The following is a 16,883-nucleotide window of genomic DNA, read 5'->3' on the forward strand; positions in this document are numbered from 1 at the left end:
GAAAGCAGGAAACCTGCCTTCTCGCTCGTTTTGTTTGTAGCAACCTAGCTTTAAACTTGTTAAACACTTCGTCCGGTATCAGGCCAACACTTATTGCAGGCTAAAGCACCTCTCGCAAGTGTTTGTAGTTGGCTTTCACGGTGTCGAGCACGTCGTCCATGCGACCACTGAGCATAAGCTTACTCATTGATACGGCAAAGCCGGCCATCTGCTCGATTTCCACTTTGGGCGGCATTGCCAGGGCATTAGGGTCGGTTAGCACATTCACCAGCATGGGCCCATCGAAGGCCATGGCATGCTCCAGAGCTTGGCGCACTTGCCCCGGCTCGTGCACCGTCACGGCAGCAATGCCCATGGCTTGAGCAATGGCGGCAAAGTCGGTATTGGGCATGTCGGTTTGCCAATCGGGCAGGCCAGCCACTTCCATTTCCAGCTTCACCATGCCCAAGGCCCGGTTGTTGAACACGATAATCTTGATGGGCAGCTTGTATTGCACAATGGTCGACAAATCGCCGAGCAGCATGGTGAGGCCACCGTCGCCGCACATGGCAATTACTTGCTGACCAGGCCGCGCTAGAGCCGCCCCAATGGCTTGCGGCATGGCATTGGCCATCGAGCCGTGGTTCCAAGAGCCCATCATCACACGCCGACCAGTGGCCCGGATGTAGCGCGCGCCCCACACGCAACTCATGCCCGTATCGACCGTGAAAATGGCATCATCGGCGGCCAGCTCATCGATAACCGTGCTTACATATTCGGGGTGAATGGCGTCGTTCTTACCCATGTCTTCCACGTAGGCGCGCATGTTTTTCTGCACGTGATGGTAGAGCTCCAATTGAGCCTTCAGGAAGCTGTCGTCGGTTTTCTGACGAACCCGCGGCAACAGCGCCTGCAACGTGTCTTTGATGGAACCGCACAGCCCTAAGTCCACTTTGGCGCGGCGGCCCAGGCGCTCGGCCTTGATGTCGATTTGCACGATTTTGGGCTTTACCGGCATAAAGGCCGTGTATGGAAAGTCGGTACCAAGTAGCACCAGCAAATCCGATTCGTGCATGCTATGATAGGCCGAGGGCATGCCGAGCAAGCCCGTCATACCCACTTCGTAGGGGTTGGCATACTGGATTTCCAACTTACCGCGAAACGTGTAGCCGATAGGCGAATGCAGCAAGTTTGCCAACTGTATCAACTCATCGTGCGCTTCCGCAGCTCCAATGCCGCAGTAGAGCGTGATTTTCTGATGGTTGTTAAGCATGTCTGCCAACAACAGCAGTTCGTGGTCGGAGGGGCGGATAATGGGTTTCGTCTGGAACACTTGCATGGCCGTCATGCTTTCTTCGGCTTGCGCGGCGGCCACGTCGCCGGGCAACCCCACTACCGCCACGCCTTTGAGGCTAATGGCGTGCTGGATTCCGGCTTGAAACATGCGCGCAAACTGCTGCGGCGTGCTGGCAATCTGATTGTAGCAGCTACAATCGTCGAACAGCTTGATGGTATTGGTTTCCTGAAAGTGCTCGGTACCGAACTCGAAACTGGCTTCGGTGGAAGCAATAGCAATAACGGGCGCCCCGGACCGGTGGGCATCGTACAGGCCGTTGATGAGGTGTACGTGGCCGGGTCCGCTACTGCCTGCGCAACACGCTAAGCCGTTGAGTTGCGCCTCGGCTCCGGCGGCAAAGGCTCCTACTTCCTCGTGCCGCACGTGTATCCATTCGAGCTGCCCGTTGCGCCGTACCGCGTCGTTAACTTCGTTGAGACTGTCGCCGGTCACGGCGTAAATTCTTTTCACGCCGGCCTCGACCAGCATTTCTACGAGTTGTTCTGCTACCTTTTTAGCCATGCCTAAACCAGGATATACCGCCTAAGGAAGGTCCCTAAGTGCTTGGGTATACGTTCTGGCCTGCGGATAAGCGGTGAAATAAAGCCGGATTTTTCGGGCGTGCTACCAACAAAATCAGTGTCTCCTAGTCGGTAAAGCGCTGGCAAGAGCAACTGCTGCCTAGTCCTGAGTATCTAAACTCGAGGTCCGAAATGAATACGGCTCTCTTCAGAAGGGCCTACTTCCTGGATTTTGCCCGAATTCAATAATCAAGGCGCTATACCGCCAACTACTTGTTTGCGTAAACCATCGAGTGGCAGAAATCTGCTGTCAACTACTTGTCCTTTATTCAAACATTACTTTATGTGGCATAAACATTCTTGGCTGATGCCCGCGCTTGGGCTACTAGCGGCTTGCGGCGACTCGGCGCAACAAAATCAAGCTTCCCAACAGGAAACCCAAGGCGCAGCCGCCTCCGCCGATACCTCACTAGCGGCGGCGCAGCTCCAGCGTCTACCGGCCCCAGATACCACGCACGATGTGCAAAACTTCAGTCAAGTGGTTGGGTGGCCTGCCGGCAAAATGCCAAAGGCCCCACAGGGCTTCGAGGTAGCCGACTACGCCAGCAACTTCCAAAACCCGCGGTGGATTTACCAGGCGCCCAACGGCGACATTTTCGTGTCTGAATCCAACACGGTGCCCCAAACTTCTACGGCCAAAGGCGAGAAGAAACAGGGGCTCAAGCAGTCGAAAGCAATGCGCGAGACGAGTGCCAACCGCATTACGTTGCTGCGCGATGCCAACCGCGATGGCCAACCGGAAGTGCGTGAAATATTCCTGACGGGGTTGAATCAGCCGTTCGGCATGCTCGTGATGGGCAACTACTTCTACGTCGCTAACACCGACGGCGTAATGCGGTACCCTTACCAAGCAGGCCAAACTAAAATAACAGCGGCCGGTAAGAAAATTCTGGCTTTGCCAAAAGGCGGCTACAACAACCACTGGACCCGAAACTTACTTCCCAGCCTCGACGGCAAAACCATTTTCGTATCGGTGGGCTCCGGCTCGAATGTGATGGAACACGGAGCTGAAAATGAAGTTCGGCGGGCCGATATTCTGCAAATCAACCCCGATGGTTCCGGCGAGAAGGTGTACGCTGCTGGGCTGCGGAACCCCGTAGGCTTGGCCTGGCAACCCGGCACCAACCAACTCTGGACCGCCGTAAACGAGCGTGACGGCATCGGCGACGACTTGGTGCCCGACTACATTACCAGCGTTAAGCAAGGGGCTTCTACGGTTGGCCTTACGCCTACCTCGGTCCGAACGAAGACCCTCGGCGCAAAGGAGAACGGCCCGACTTGGTTGAAAAATCCATAGTCCCCGATGTGTTACTCGACCCGCATTCCGCCTCCCTAGGCTTATCGTTTTACGACAAGCAGGCTTTTCCGGCCCGCTACCAAGGCGGTGCTTTTGTGGGGCAGCACGGCTCTTGGAACCGATCTTCCTTCACTGGATATAAAGTGGTGTACGTGCCGTTCAAAGGAGGCCGTCCCGCCGGCAAGTCCGAAGATTTCCTAACAGGATTCTTGGTAGGCGACGGCACCAAAAACGCCTATGGTCGCCCAGTGGGCGTTACCACCCTCGCCGACGGCTCCATGCTGGTTGCCGACGACGCTGGGAATCGAATTTGGCGGGTTAGTGCTACGCAAGCCTCGCAGAAAAACAACGGCGTTGCCAGCCGATAGGCTTTTGGCTAGGCTACTACTCTGCTTTCGCTCTCATAGCAGATAGGCTCTGAAAGGCGTTGAGAAATCATTGCCCGGGGCCGGTTTGTCCGGCTCCGGGCTTTTTAGTTGTTATAGATCGGGGTAAGCCCAAGCTAGCATACGATATAGCAATTGAATAGAGCGCTGGAATTCGTGTCTGGCTACCTCACAGGTAAACAGAAAGCATTCAGCTAGTTATTCATGATGCGCTCTTAACAGCAAGGAAATGTACCATTCAGGCAACAAGTCACGGTGCAATACTATTTCGTCACTTTATAGATGTGTAAGAGCTGGCAATAAGCCATTCTCGCTTATAGCTTTGCTTTTCTAATAAGGAATATAAGATTTCAGACAAGTGTCTAAACTCAGACGGCTCTGCTGAGTACTACTCCTAGTTGATTTGTTTCGACATACTGCCTATCTGCCACTGATATTGTGCAATAACAAGGCACCTAAAGTCAGTTACGGCTTTCGGCTACCTGCGCATGAATGGTTTGAATTTGCAAGTCGTCGAGAGGCTTATGAATCAGGCCCGCTACTAGCGGAAACTCGTACACGCGCTCTGAGTCGGAGGGGGCCAGTGACGATGTAAGAACATAGATAAAGCAACGACCCGCTAGTTGCGCTTCGTAGGGTCGTAGGGCCATTAAAAAGTCCCAGCCGCTAATAACTGGCATGTTGAGGTCAAGCAAAATCACGTCGGGCATGTTGTGCGGGATGCTTTGCTGAACGTGGCGTAAAGCTTCCTCGGGAGATTGAAATGAACATAAACCCTCTGACAAACCCTCTCGCTTTAATATTTTCTCGGTAAGAAACACGCTGATATAATCGTCATCTACAAGTACGGTTCGCATATATCCTTTTAGTGTAAGAGCAATTGAAATTCAGTCCCGGCATCTGGCATACTATGCACTTCAATGCGGCCGCCCATCGCTTCGACGTGCGCATTGACCAGATACAAGCCTAAACCGCGGCCAGCGGGTACCGAATGAAACCGTTTGTAGAATTTAAACACGTCTTCACCCGCCTTTTCTCGATCAAAACCTGAGCCATTATCCATTATAGTGAGTCGCACCTCACCATTTGGATTTGAATTTCCTGTTATAGTTACCCAAAGTGGGCGTTCTTCAGCTCGGTATTTAATTGAATTGGAGAGCAAGTTAAAAAAGATACTGAACAGATAGGCGCGCTTGCCGTGTACTTGCAGATCATCGGGAACATTCAGCACAATTTCGCCGCCGCATTGCTGGAGTGACTCCTGTAGACTGTTGGTTACTTGCCGCAGCACGTCAAGCACCAATACCGCTTCCGAGGACTCTACCACGCCCTGCCTGTCCCGGACGGATAGTATGGTATTCAGGTCTTGCAGGATGGAATCGAGTTGGTGTAGACTCGTATGCAAGTGGTCTAAGAGCGGGGCCTGCTCAGGGTCGTCGACTTTCAGGAGTTGGGTTAAACCTAAGGCGTTTGCCAATGGCGCCCGCAAGTTATGCGACACGATGTATGTGAATTGCTGCAGATCCTGGTTGTGGCGGTACAGGTCCTGTGTTAGCCTTTCCTGTCTGGCTTCCGCATCCCTACGGGTAGTTATATCCGAGAAATACACCGACAAGCCCTCTTCTGACGGAAATCCTTTGACTTCAAGCCACAGCCCACCCGTGGTGTAGTATGCCTCGAAATGTACTACCTGGCCCGTAGCCATGGCCTCGTGGTATTCCTGATAGAAAACGCTGCCCACTTCAGCCGGGAACATTTCCCACACGTTTCTGCCAACGGCTTGCTGGCTTTTCACCTTCAACAGGTGCTGCGCCTCTTGGTTGAGGAATGTTATGTTCCATTCCCGATCGAGCAGAATAAGCGCATCCGTAATGCTTTCGAAAAGGATATTGAGTTTGTGGGCTTGTTCCTCGATTAGTTGATTGGAAGCTGTCAACTCCGTTATGTCCCGGCCAACCATGTGCACGCCCACCACTGCGCCATCGATGACTAAAGGCACCTTGGCAATGCTGAGTACTTTCGGTTCGGCTCCCTTGAACTGTACTGCCACATCAAACTGCACTGGTTTTCCTTGGAAAGCTTCGTATAGCTTTTGCCTAAAGAATACCACTAAATCCTCGGGCAGAAAATCATCGATAGAATGCCCTATTACCTCGGACTTCTCGCGGTGTAGCAGGGAGAGGAAAGGCGTATTTGCATCTAGAATGATGCTTTTTTCGTTTTGGAAAAGCAACAGATCTAAGTTGTTTTCAAATAAAGACCGGAAGCGTTGCTCACTATCAACGAACTGCTCGCTCACATTCATGAGTAGGTGGTACTTATATAAGGAAACGGCATCCTGCTACACTAAAGAGGCAAAGAAATCAGTTTTACATACTCATTTTAAAACAGTACGCCAGCTTCTATTCCGGCGTTACGCTCCAAATACCGCGTATTTATCGAAATTTTGCAATAAGTCCTCAAGTGTAACTTGGAGCGTTGGTGCTATCATAAAAGGAAATAGATGACGAACAGGCAATATAGATTACTAACCTAAGCAACTGTAGTCCTTTGACTTTGGCGATTAGCAACAAAAAGCCGGTTCTTGAATCCAAGAACCGGCTTTTCAATAAGTTGATGACAGAAGTTAGTCGGCTTTCTTTTCGTCTTTACCGTCGAATACGCCTTTCACGGCGCCTCCAACCTTTTTACCGACTTTCACGGCGCCTTGTCCTATTTCTTTACCAGCCTCTTTCACGTCGCTACCCGTGTTTTTGGCTGCGCGCTCCACTTGCACGCCCTTGCCTTTCGCTTGGGCCTCGGCCTTATCCCCGGTTACCACGTCAGCACCTTGCGACACGCGCGACTCGGTTTTGTCGAAGGATTTGAAAGCAGCGTATTTCAGTTTCTCTTTGGCAATTTCTGCTTTGTCTTTGCCGCTCACATCACTTTTTATTTGATCATATTTCTGATCGAGGGCCCGCCATTCGGCGTTGATGACGCGCCAATCGCCAATCTCATACTTGTCTTCGTTGGCTTTCACTCGCTGAACGAAGGCTTCGTAGGTAGCACGCGCATTGGCTGCGGTCATGGCAGCAGCGGGGCTGCTGGCCTTATAGAGCTTGGCAGGCGCCTCGCCAGCAGGCGCAGGAGCGGGTGCAGGTGCAGTCGTAGTTGGGGCTATTGGGGCTACAGCGCCCGTGGTATCTGCGCTAGCCGTTGCGGTGCTGGTGGCCGTTGTGCTTTGGGCAGCCATGTAGCGCTGTTGTAGACGCCGAATTTCAGCTTGCTGGGCCGTATCATATTCTGCCGAATAACGCTGTGTTGCAGCCAGACGGGCAGCAAAAGTATCAGCTACCGTAGTAGTAGGTGTTGTTTCGGCTTCAGTTACGTACGTCTGCAAGTTGTCGTAGGCACGCTGACCTTCCTGCGAAACTTCTTTTTTGCTGTTGGAAGAACAGCTGGATAAAGCGAGAGTGCTACCACCAGCTAATAAGGAGGTGGCTAGCAGTAGGGTGTTGAAGCGAAGTTGGAACATAACCTTGGAAATAGCACGAGTGAAAAACAGACAAGTGTTGACTGTCTGGCTTTTAACGAAACCGGATGTCCCAAGGTTGGAATTTAGCCGAGGTAGCTTAGGCTTCGCCCCCTACTTAAGTGCTGCTTATTGTTTTATTTGTACAATTTCTGAGGAGCATCTTGACGAGCCTAACACCGTCTCATCGTTATGTTTTCCGTCGATCGTTAACACGTAAATAGGCAGCTCACTTTCTGTAATTTGCTGAGTGACGGATACCAAACTTTAAGTTCAGTACAGGGCTTTAGACGAGGTTTAAAACTTGTGCCACACGGTCGGCTGCCTATATTTACCACCCCACAGCTAGGCTGTGTACCGTGAGCCGGCACAGAAACCGGTTATTATCTTCTTGCTCTGTTTAGTATGCTGTTTGGAAAGCAAAATGGAAACTGCCTCTGTTGTTGTTGCCCCGCAACCATCTGACCCGGCACTTGAGAGGCGCAAGCCACTCTTTTCCATTTCTTTCGCTACTTCGCATGACTTCTCCCCCGGCTGCTGGACAGCCCGATTTGGTACGTGGCATACGCCGCTGGGACTTTGTGGCCCTTATCGTCAACATCACCATTGGTGCCGGCATTCTGGGGCTCCCCGCCAAAATTTACGCTTTGGTTGGGGCTTATAGCCTCGTCGCCTATGCGGTTAGTGCGGGAGTAGTCACGCTTATTATCTTATGCTTCGCAGAAGTTAGCAGCCGGTTTAGCGGCGCGGGTGGACCTTATTTGTACGCCCGCGAGGCTTTTGGGCCACTGGTGGGGTTTGAAGTGGGCTGGTTACTGTGGATTTCGCGCCTGGCTAGTTTCGCGGCGCTTTGTAACCTGTTCGTTGACTACGCCGCGTACTTCTGGCCCGTGGTGGGCGCTGGCGCTGGGCGCGCTATCGTGATGGCCGCGCTTATTGCGGGTCTTACGTTACTCAACTTAGTGGGTGTGCGTACTGCTTCACTGGTCAATAATCTGTTCACGGTCAGTAAGCTGCTGGTGCTGGTGCTATTCACGGCCGTGGGCTTGTTTTTCGTGGATTGGCAGGCGTTTTCGTTTGCCGTTGCGCCCACGTACACCAATTTTTCCGGCGCTGTGTTGCTGCTCATCTTCACCTTTTCTGGTTTTGATGTGGCGGCCATTCCGGCCGGCGAAATTCAGCAGCCGCAACGCAACGTGCCCTTTGCGCTGTTCACGGCCATTGCCACGGTAGCTGTTTTGTTTCTGCTCGTGCAGGTGGTGTGCATTGGTACCCTACCTGACTTAGCTACTGCCGAACGACCCCTAGCCAGTGCCACCCAACGATTTTTAGGTCCGGCCGGCGCGGCTTTTGTGGCCGCCGCCGCTATGCTCACGGCCCTTGGCACACTCAATGCCCTCATGCTGACGGGGCCGCGTCTACTGTTTGCGTTGGCCGAGCAAGGGCAGATTCCGGCGTTTTTCAAGGCCACCCACCCCCGGTTCCGCACGCCCCACGTGGCCCTGCTCGTGTCGGCGGTGTTGAAGCTGATTCTGGCAGTTTCGGGCACCTTTATTTACGCTCTCACGCTCAGCACCATTATTCGGCTTACTTATTTCGCTCTTACCTGCGCCGCGCTGCCCGTGCTGCGCCGCCGCTACCCTGCTCTGCCGCCCCCGTTTCGGGTGTGGGGCGGAGCGGTGGTAGCTGCTTTGTGCGTAGCGCTGTGCTTGTGGCTGCTTTCAAGCAGCAAAGGCAACGAAGCGCGTGATGTAGCCTTATTCGCCGCTGCAGGATTGGTGCTTTACTTTGTTTCGAACCGACGGCCAGTAACTCAACCCCAATAGCGGTGTTAAATTGATACTTCGGCGGCGCCCACAAGCCTACTTTTCCAATTTGGCGCTGCTTTTTCCTCGGTTTCTGGTCTACTCCTAGTTTATGTCTCTCTCCACTCCTATTACTTCCGTTGCCATCCGTACACCCCAGCGCGTGGCCGAAATATCCTGGTTTGACGACCTCTGCGGGGGCGACACGCAGTATCTGAGTGTGCTCGATGGTGCTTACCGCAGCTCCTGGGCTCACTGCCGCGACATTGTGCTTGCCTCCGAGCAGCTAGGCTATTCCAACATCCTGCTGCCCACCTCCTACACCGTGGGCCAAGATGTCATGACGTTTGCCGCTGGCATTGCCCCGCAAACCTCGCGCATCAACCTGCTGACTGCCATCCGGACCGGTGAAATTCACCCGCCTATGCTAGCGCGGGCCCTGGCCTCGCTCGACCATATGCTGGCCGGTCGCCTCACCATCAACATCATCAACTCCGATCTACCCGGCCTGCGCGAGGTACCGGAACTACGTTACCAACGCTGCGCCGAAACCATCGAAATCTTGCAGCAGGCCTGGACGCAGGAGCGCATCGTGCATAAAGGCGAGCTGTACCAATTTGATATGCCCGCTGACCCGGCCAAGCCTTACCAGCAAAATGGTGGCCCCCTGCTCTACTTCGGTGGCACATCGGAGGGGGCCCGCGCGGTGTGCGCCAAATACTGCGACATGTTCCTGATGTGGCCCGAAACTGAGGAGATGCTCTACGAGACCATGCAGGACATGAGTGCCCGCGCCGCCACTCACGGTCGTGAAATCGATTTTGGGCTCCGCATCCACGTCATCGTGCGCGAAACCGAGGACGAGGCGCGGGCTTATGCCCGCAAGCTTATGTCAAAGTTTGACCCGGTGAAAGGTGCCGAAATCAAGAGTCGGGCCCAAGATTCGTGGTCGTTGGGCGTGCATCGCCAAAACCAACTCCGCGAGCACGCCGACATGGAAGGCTTTGTCGAACCTCTGCTCTGGACCGACATCGGCAAGGCCCGTTCCGGCGCCGGCGGGGCGCTGGTTGGTACCCCCGACCAGATTGTAGAAAAGATCAACCGCTATATGGACATGGGCTTCCGGGCCTTCATCTTCTCCGGCTATCCCCTGCTCAACGAAGCCGATTATTTTGCTCGCTATGTGCTGCCGCGCTTGCCCAACGTTTCCATGCCACATGTGCAAGGCCGTATTCCGCTCGAAACGCCAGTCACTCCTCTCACAACAGCACCACTGCGCTAAGGAGTTGGTCAACACGGGGCAGAGACGCACGTGCTTTTATGAGGTAGTGAAAAGATTAACGGACAGGTTTATAGCAAGAAACCTAAAGTTGAGGCTGGCGAAGGAAGTTGCGAGGCAAGCCGGGTGTATGCAACTTAGGGGCTGACTTCGCTGCTCCCGCTTATTTTTTCGCTGCATGGACTTCTCTGCTTCCCGTACCCCATCCGCCGCACAAGATGCTGAACAGCTTGATGGCAGTAGCCTCGACATAGCGGCAGAGAAGTTGGCGCAGCTCCGAGCACTGCTGCCCGATGCCTTCAGCGAAGGCAAGCTCGACGTTGATAAGCTCCGGCTGGCACTCGGCGAGGCAGTGCATACCGGCGAGGAGCGGTACGGCCTGAACTGGCCCGGTAAGGCGGACGCCTACAAGGAAATCCAGAAGCGCACCACCGCTACCCTAGCCCCGACCGAGCGGGCAGCGTGGAGTTCGACACGTCGGAAAATGTGTTCATTGAAGGCGAAAATCTGGAAGTGCTGCGGGTGCTGCAGAAGTCGTATTTCGGGCAAGTGAAAATGATTTTCATTGACCCGCCCTACAACACCGGCAACGACTCGTTTGTGTACCCCGACGACTACAGCGAGCAGCAGGCAGCCTACAAAAAACGGGCGGGCATCACCGACAACGCGGGCCGTCTTAACAAAAGTGACTTGTGGCGCACCAACACCCGCGAGAACGGCCAGTACCACTCGGTTTGGCTAGGCATGATGATGCCGCGGCTGTACTTGTCGCGCAATTTGCTGCGCGATGATGGCGTCATTTTCATTTCCATCGACGACAACGAAGTCACCAACCTTCGGCACTTGCTCGATGAGATTTACGGGGAGGAAAACTTTGTCGCCAGCATTATCTGGCAGAAGAAATACAGCCCCCAGAACGACGCCAAGTGGTTTTCGGCCATGCACGACTACGTGCTGGTGTACGCCAAAAATAAAGAACTGTGGCGCCCTTATCTGCTGGAACGCACCGAGGAAATGAACGCCCGTTATACCAACCCCGACAACGACCCCCGCGGCCTGTGGAAGTCGGGCGACTTTCTGGTGAAAACCTACTCGGCCGATTACGACTATCCTATTACTACGCCTTCGGGCCGGGTGGTCAGCCCGCCGAGTGGCAGTTGCTGGCGCACCTCCCGCACCAATTTCCAAAAGCTAGTCGACGACAACCGGATTTCTTTTGGTAAAGACGGCAGCAACATCCCGGCTATCAAGCGTTTTTTAAGTGAGGTCAAGCAAGGCGTGACGCCTTCCACGCTGTGGCTGCGGGCCGAGGTGGGCGACAACCAGGAAGCCACCAAGGAAGTGCGCGACTTATTCAATGGCTTGCCCTTCGATACCCCCAAGCCCACTCGCCTGCTAAAGCGCATGCTCGACCTAGGTACTCGCCCCGACGAGCAGCACTTGGTACTCGATTTTTTTGCGGGCAGTGCTACTACCGCGCACGCCGTTATGGCCAAGAACCTGGAGGATAGCGGCAACCGAAAGTTTATTTGCATTCAGCTACCCGAGGCTGTAGATAAAAATAGCGGTGCGGCCAAGCTTGGCTACACCAACATTGCCGACGTAAGTAAAGCCCGCATTGAGAAAGCGGCAGCAGCTTTGCAAAACGCCGCAGCTAAGTCGGTGCTGCATCAGGCCAGTGCTGGTAAAGGCCTCGGGTTCCGCTCGTATCGGTTAGTTGACACAAATTTCAAAGTCTGGCAGCCGCGTTATGAAAGCAAGGAAGCACTGCTTCAGCAGTTAGAACTGTTCACTGACTCGTTGCAACACGAGCAGCTAGATGATGAAACGCTGCTAACTGAAATTTGCTTGAAAGCAGGCAAGCCACTCACCATCAAGCCTAGCAAAATATATTCTGAGCCGCACATTTATCAAATAGATAGCAGCTTGTGCCTAGCTACGGGCACATTAACTTCCGACGCGCTTGGCGTGATTAGTGGAGTCAAACCTAAAGAACTACTCGTGTTAGGCCGCGATTATAACACCGCATCCGGCGATGCTACGCTCAGCAACATCCGCCTCGAATTACGCGAAGCGGGCATAGCACTATCCATTTTGTAGCTTATTTGCTGTTGCGCCATGCACACTACGAAGCAGGATTGGCTGAATGATGCCCTTGCAGCGAATGGCTGTTTTGTATCAGGCCATGCGAGCACCGAACGATTTCTTGGCCTAAAAGGCAAAGCGGAAGTTCGTTTTGCGATGCTTAAGGATGGTACTGTGGTTTATTTCTTAACTATTCGGTCGCCCAATCCCGACTATCGGGCGGTGTACTGGAAAGCGTTTGAAACGAATATGCTCGGCTGGCTGCGGTCGGTTTACCAGCCTATCATCCAGCTTTTTTACTCCGACGACCAGGAAACGTTCGATGTGTTTTTTCCGGGTAAAGGAAGTTTCAGGCAACTCTCTTTTCAAGGCCTCGCCGATCTGGTGGGCAAATACAACAGCCATTTTGTTGCTCGGCCAGGCACGAAAAAAGACATCAATAGCAGCACCAACGATATTTTTCAGGTCTGGACTCGCCAGTACTTGTCTTCGTCTTGCGTAGTTGCCGACCTTGATGCTTTCACCTTCAACATGCACCAAGCGGTATTCTACGAGTTGAAGCGCGTAAAGGAATCGTTGCAAACCTGGCGGCCCTATGTCGATGACAACCGCAATTATGCGGCCCTAAACAGAATTGCCCGCTCCCACGGCGGTGTGGCAATAACTTTAGCGTATCAACCCGCCAGTGACCCGGTGGTGGCCATGCACCGTAACCTGGATTTGCAAGAGCAAGCCTGCATTAGAGGCCAGGTGCAGCTGCTAGACAAAGAAGTAGTGGTCAGGCATCCCCTATCCGTCGACTTTTCCGGCCTTAGCTACTACACCAGCACCAACAAACGCCAGAAATGAAACTCCAGTTTGATAGCTCGCAAGACTACCAACTCGACGCCGTGCGAGCGGTAGTGGACGTATTTCGGGGGCAGCCACTCCAGTCCGGCGGGGCAGAAACGGTGTTTCAGCAGGAAGGCAGCTCACTGAACTTCAACGACCACAGTGTGGGCAATCAGCTAGTAGTGGCGGAAAAGCAATTACTGGCCAACGTGCGTGAAGTGCAAGCCCGGCAACAGCTAAGCCAGTCGGCAACCTTGGCGCGCACCACTTTCGAGAAAGACAGTCAGCAACACGTAATTCCGCTAAACCTGACTGTGGAAATGGAAACGGGCACTGGCAAAACCTACACCTACCTGCGCACGATCTATGAACTGCACCAGCACTATGGGTTTCACAAGTTTGTGGTGGTGGTGCCCAGCGTGGCCATCCGGGAAGGCGTACTTAAAAACCTGGAAATAACCCACGAGCATTTCCAAACGCTCTACGGCCAAGTGCCCATCAATTTCAGCTCCTACGACAGTAGCCGCCTTGGGATTTTGCGCAACTACTCCGCTAGTGACACGTTGCAGGTGCTGGTCATGAACATCGATGCCTTCACCAAGGACAGCAACATCATCAACACCAAGCGCGAAACGGGGGTCCGGCCGATAGAATACCTTCAGCGGGTGCGGCCTGTTGTAATCGTTGACGAGCCACAAAACATGGAAACCGACGTGCGCCGGGCGGCCCTGGCCAACCTTAACCCACTCTGCTTGCTGCGTTACTCGGCCACGCACAAGCACCTCTACGACCTGGTGTATAGCCTCAACCCCGTGCAAGCTTACGACCGGGGCTTAGTGAAGCAAATTGTGGTGGATGGCATTACGGGCGGCACCAACCACAATGCGGCCTTCGTGGAGTTGCAGGCCATTGTGCCCGGCAAGCAGACGCTAGCCGCCAAGCTGCGTTTTTTTGAAAACGGCAAAACGGGCGTCAAGCAGGTGGAAAAACGTCTCAAGCCCGGCGACGACCTGTTTACGCTTTCCAATGGGCGAGATGCGTATCAGGAAGGGTTTGTGCTCAATGAAATAGATGCCGCAGCCGGCCTTGTGCGCTTCAGCGGAGGCCTAGTGGTGCATCTTGGAGCCTCACAAGGCGCCTCAACCGAGGATGTGCTGAAGTTTCAGGTTAAGCAAACGGTGCTGCACCACTTTCGGCGCGTAAAGCAGTTGCGGCCGCGCGGTATCAAGGTGCTGTCGTTGTTTTTCATCGACCGGGTAGCTAATTACCGAGGCACCAACGAAGCTGGCTTCCCTATGCTTGGCAAGTTGGGCGTTTGGTTTGAAGAGGCTTTTCAAGAGTACGCCAGCCAACCCGAATACCAGGGCCTGATTCCTTACGCGGCCTCGCAGGTGCACGCCGGATATTTTTCGCAGGACAAAAAGGGGGTGAAGGACACCAACGGCACCACCAAAGTCGATGATGACACCTACAACCTCATCATGAAAGACAAGGAGCGGCTGCTCAGCCAAGCCGAGCCGGTGCAATTCATTTTCTCGCACTCGGCCCTGCGCGAAGGCTGGGACAACCCCAATGTATTTCAGATATGCACGCTCAGCGAGGCAAAAACCGCTTTGCGCAAGCGCCAGGAAATCGGGCGTGGCCTGCGCTTGCCGGTAGATGCGGCCGGCCAACGCGTGCAGGACAAAAGCTTGAACCTGCTGACAGTGGTAGCGAATGAAAGCTACGAAAGCTTTGCGCGGGCTCTGCAAGCAGAAATTGAAGAAGAAACGGGTGTGAAATTCGAAGAACGAATCAAAAACGCCCGCGAAGTAGCTTCCATACAACTCACGAAAGAGCTGACCCCAGAGGCTTGCCCCCTATTTTTTGAAGTTTGGTCACGAATCCAGCACAAAACCCGCTACCGAGTGCAGTATAGCTCGGTGGACTTGGTTCGGGAGGCGGTTGAGGAACTGCGGGACTTCACACGCGTACCCCTGACAGGGTCGGCGAAGCTGATGAGCGAAACGGCCTACTTAACCATGGGCGAGAGAACTGGTGTACAAGCTACGCAGCAAACAGCCACGGCAAGCCAACTGCCTGCCGCCAATTTCGCCATTCCGGATGTGTACGCCTACATTCAGCAGCGCGTAGACGTGACGCGGCAAACCATCTTCGAAATTCTGAAACAGTCGGAACGGTACGATGAGTTGGAAATCAATCCTCAGCTTTTCCTCGATCAGGTAGTACGCGTACTTCAACAGAAACTCAATAAACTGCTCGTAGCTGGCGTGCAGTACGAGCGCCTGCTTACCCAGCAACACGACCTGCACATTTTCGCCGACGAAGAGCGGGGAGCTTTCCAAAGCAACCTGTTTGCTGTGGACGTTTATCCGGAAAAAACGCTCTACAACTACGCCTACGTGGAAAGTGACACGGAGCGCGCCTTTGTCCGCGACCTAGAAGCAAATGAGGCGGTAAAGTTCTTTTTCAAGCTTCCCCGCGGCTTCAAAATTCCCACCCCAGTTGGCCACTACGTACCTGACTGGGTTGTGCTGCTAGAAGCAGATGGTCCCGTGTATTTTGTGGCCGAAATAAAATTAGCCTTGGATGAGCAGCGGCGAGAGGTCGAAAACCTGAAAATTCAATGCGGCCAAAAGCATTTCGCTCTTTTTGCAACCGAGGCCGTGTACTACGATGTGGTAGCTACTGTGCCAGAGATGCTTGACAAAATCAAATCCCGCAGCCGCATAGCAACGGTAAATTAATCTAGCTTGAACTGCCTTATTGCATTCTTTGCACCTTCACTGCTGTGCTAACAGCCAAATCAAAGCAGTTTTCTCTTCCTCGAAATGCCGATATACAATTGGAAATTGAGCTTGCGCTTGCTGCGTCAAAGAGTGAAGATCTAGGCGGCTAAATACATTTTTTGCCGATAAAACAGCTCCGTACCGGTACAACCTGTGCTTGGTAGCACGAGGCAACCAATCCAACATAAGCCAAGCGGAATCTTCCTCGGACAAGGGCATCAATACCCGTTGATCGACCAGCACCTTGCCCCAACGCAACTGCTCCAGTTCGATCAATAAATGTTCCAATGTTGCACGATTTTCAGGGCTGGATTCTGCTCCTGGCAACCACGTCACGTGCAGGTACTTCTCTTCGGCTTTGGTGATACAACTAACCTCGTTCTTAAAACAGACAGAGGAAGGGCAGATGTTCAAAAGAGTAGCTTGTGAAGAGAAGTGAAAAAGTCCTTAGTGAAATAGGACTAAAACATAAATGCAGTAGCAAAGCTAAAGCAAATAAGCCCGTGCAAGTAATAATATTCATAACCCTCTAGCGCATGATTACTTACCTCATCAGCGCAGTTTACTTTTCTTCTATTTAGGTGCCGTAATAGTTCGCAGCCAAGAATAAGCAGATTCGACCTCATCGAAGGTGTCAACGAGTGGGCGAGTGGTGTAGCTTAGTACCCGCTCGATATCAATACGAACAGGCCAATCTAGGGGCGATACCCAAGCAATTGCTTGAATGCTATTATCCGCAAGCGCCTGAAAAAAATCTTGTCCAATCCACTGTACTGCTTCGCTCCAACCGTCACGCACTTGGCTGCTGTCGTTCAAGATGGCCGTGCTCTTTGTTTGGCGCACTTTGTTTAAAATCATAGCGCAGCCTGCTATTGCCGACTCTTTATTGTGCTCACCACGCCAAGTTACATGCAGCCATTTATTAATTGGGTCATGGGCAATGGTTAAGCCAGGAATATCGAACAAGGTTTGCATATCCCTTTTATTGAATTTGAATTACA

12 protein-coding genes and 1 pseudogene are annotated in these 16,883 nt (G+C 53.2%); 7 read left to right on the top strand and 6 right to left on the bottom strand.

All coding sequences use genetic code 11. The features are described 5' to 3' along the window. Positions 1-100 precede the first annotated feature (100 nt). Positions 101-1,837, bottom strand: a complete 1,737-nt coding sequence (locus MUN86_RS11815; RefSeq protein WP_245117966.1) for a thiamine pyrophosphate-dependent enzyme — start codon at positions 1,835-1,837, stop codon at positions 101-103. Positions 1,838-2,179: 342 nt separating this feature from the next. Here MUN86_RS11815 and MUN86_RS11820 point away from each other — a divergent pair. After that, positions 2,180-3,561 (top strand): annotated as a pseudogene (locus tag MUN86_RS11820) (PQQ-dependent sugar dehydrogenase). 479 nt (positions 3,562-4,040) lie between these two features. Here MUN86_RS11820 and MUN86_RS11825 read toward each other — a convergent pair. The 3 genes from MUN86_RS11825 to MUN86_RS11835 form a co-directional block, all read right to left on the bottom strand. Continuing rightward, positions 4,041-4,436: a response regulator gene (locus MUN86_RS11825; protein ID WP_245117967.1), complete on the bottom strand. Its 396-nt coding sequence runs from the start codon at positions 4,434-4,436 to the stop codon at positions 4,041-4,043. Positions 4,437-4,444: 8 nt separating this feature from the next. Further along, positions 4,445-5,884 carry a PAS domain-containing sensor histidine kinase gene (locus MUN86_RS11830; protein WP_245117969.1) on the bottom strand — a complete coding sequence of 480 codons (1,440 nt, stop codon included), beginning with the start codon at positions 5,882-5,884 and terminating at the stop codon, positions 4,445-4,447. Positions 5,885-6,205: 321 nt separating this feature from the next. Next, on the bottom strand, positions 6,206-7,096 hold the full coding sequence (locus MUN86_RS11835) for a DUF6565 domain-containing protein (protein WP_245117971.1): 891 nt from the start codon (positions 7,094-7,096) through the stop codon (positions 6,206-6,208). Between the two features lie 515 nt (positions 7,097-7,611). On the opposite strand from MUN86_RS11835, the gene MUN86_RS11840 reads away from it, so the two are divergent. The 6 genes from MUN86_RS11840 (at position 7,612) to MUN86_RS11865 (ending at position 15,840) form a co-directional block, all read left to right on the top strand. Next, complete coding sequence (locus MUN86_RS11840; protein WP_245117973.1) at positions 7,612-8,919, top strand: APC family permease; 1,308 nt, start codon at positions 7,612-7,614, stop codon at positions 8,917-8,919. A gap of 91 nt (positions 8,920-9,010) precedes the next feature. After that, positions 9,011-10,180: an LLM class flavin-dependent oxidoreductase gene (locus tag MUN86_RS11845; RefSeq protein ID WP_245117975.1), complete on the top strand. Its 1,170-nt coding sequence runs from the start codon at positions 9,011-9,013 to the stop codon at positions 10,178-10,180. Between the two features lie 175 nt (positions 10,181-10,355). After that, positions 10,356-10,730 carry a hypothetical protein gene (locus MUN86_RS11850; RefSeq protein ID WP_245117978.1) on the top strand — a complete coding sequence of 125 codons (375 nt, stop codon included), beginning with the start codon at positions 10,356-10,358 and terminating at the stop codon, positions 10,728-10,730. Continuing rightward, positions 10,640-12,277 (top strand): site-specific DNA-methyltransferase, encoded by a 1,638-nt coding sequence (locus tag MUN86_RS11855; protein WP_245117980.1) that lies wholly within the window; start codon positions 10,640-10,642, stop codon positions 12,275-12,277. The genes MUN86_RS11850 and MUN86_RS11855 overlap by 91 nt, the downstream gene beginning before the upstream one ends. A gap of 18 nt (positions 12,278-12,295) precedes the next feature. Then, a complete protein-coding gene (locus MUN86_RS11860; RefSeq protein ID WP_245117982.1) occupies positions 12,296-13,111 on the top strand; it encodes a hypothetical protein in 816 nt (271 codons plus the stop codon). Next, positions 13,108-15,840, top strand: coding sequence for a restriction endonuclease (locus tag MUN86_RS11865; RefSeq protein ID WP_245117985.1), 2,733 nt, complete (start codon positions 13,108-13,110; stop codon positions 15,838-15,840). The genes MUN86_RS11860 and MUN86_RS11865 overlap by 4 nt, the downstream gene beginning before the upstream one ends. 36 nt (positions 15,841-15,876) lie before the next feature. Here the strand turns inward: MUN86_RS11865 and MUN86_RS11870 are convergent, their stop codons facing one another. Then, entirely contained in the window at positions 15,877-16,296 is a 420-nt protein-coding gene (locus MUN86_RS11870) for a hypothetical protein (RefSeq protein WP_245117987.1), read from the bottom strand. A gap of 159 nt (positions 16,297-16,455) precedes the next feature. Beyond that, the gene (locus tag MUN86_RS11875) at positions 16,456-16,857 is read right to left on the bottom strand and encodes a hypothetical protein (RefSeq protein ID WP_245117989.1); all 402 of its coding nucleotides are present in this window, start codon (positions 16,855-16,857) and stop codon (positions 16,456-16,458) included. Between the last annotated feature and the right edge of the window lie 26 nt (positions 16,858-16,883).

It is taken from the genome of Hymenobacter volaticus (genome assembly GCF_022921055.1).
GTDB lineage: Bacteria > Bacteroidota > Bacteroidia > Cytophagales > Hymenobacteraceae > Hymenobacter > Hymenobacter volaticus.

Coding starts and splice junctions, on each gene's coding strand:
- MUN86_RS11815 (WP_245117966.1), bottom strand. CDS start 1,837: ATGGCTAAAAAGGTAGCAGAACAACTCGTAGAAATGCTGGTCGAGGCC.
- MUN86_RS11825 (WP_245117967.1), bottom strand. CDS start 4,436: ATGCGAACCGTACTTGTAGATGACGATTATATCAGCGTGTTTCTTACC.
- MUN86_RS11830 (WP_245117969.1), bottom strand. CDS start 5,884: ATGAATGTGAGCGAGCAGTTCGTTGATAGTGAGCAACGCTTCCGGTCT.
- MUN86_RS11835 (WP_245117971.1), bottom strand. CDS start 7,096: ATGTTCCAACTTCGCTTCAACACCCTACTGCTAGCCACCTCCTTATTA.
- MUN86_RS11840 (WP_245117973.1), top strand. CDS start 7,612: ATGACTTCTCCCCCGGCTGCTGGACAGCCCGATTTGGTACGTGGCATA.
- MUN86_RS11845 (WP_245117975.1), top strand. CDS start 9,011: ATGTCTCTCTCCACTCCTATTACTTCCGTTGCCATCCGTACACCCCAG.
- MUN86_RS11850 (WP_245117978.1), top strand. CDS start 10,356: ATGGACTTCTCTGCTTCCCGTACCCCATCCGCCGCACAAGATGCTGAA.
- MUN86_RS11860 (WP_245117982.1), top strand. CDS start 12,296: ATGCACACTACGAAGCAGGATTGGCTGAATGATGCCCTTGCAGCGAAT.
- MUN86_RS11865 (WP_245117985.1), top strand. CDS start 13,108: ATGAAACTCCAGTTTGATAGCTCGCAAGACTACCAACTCGACGCCGTG.
- MUN86_RS11875 (WP_245117989.1), bottom strand. CDS start 16,857: ATGCAAACCTTGTTCGATATTCCTGGCTTAACCATTGCCCATGACCCA.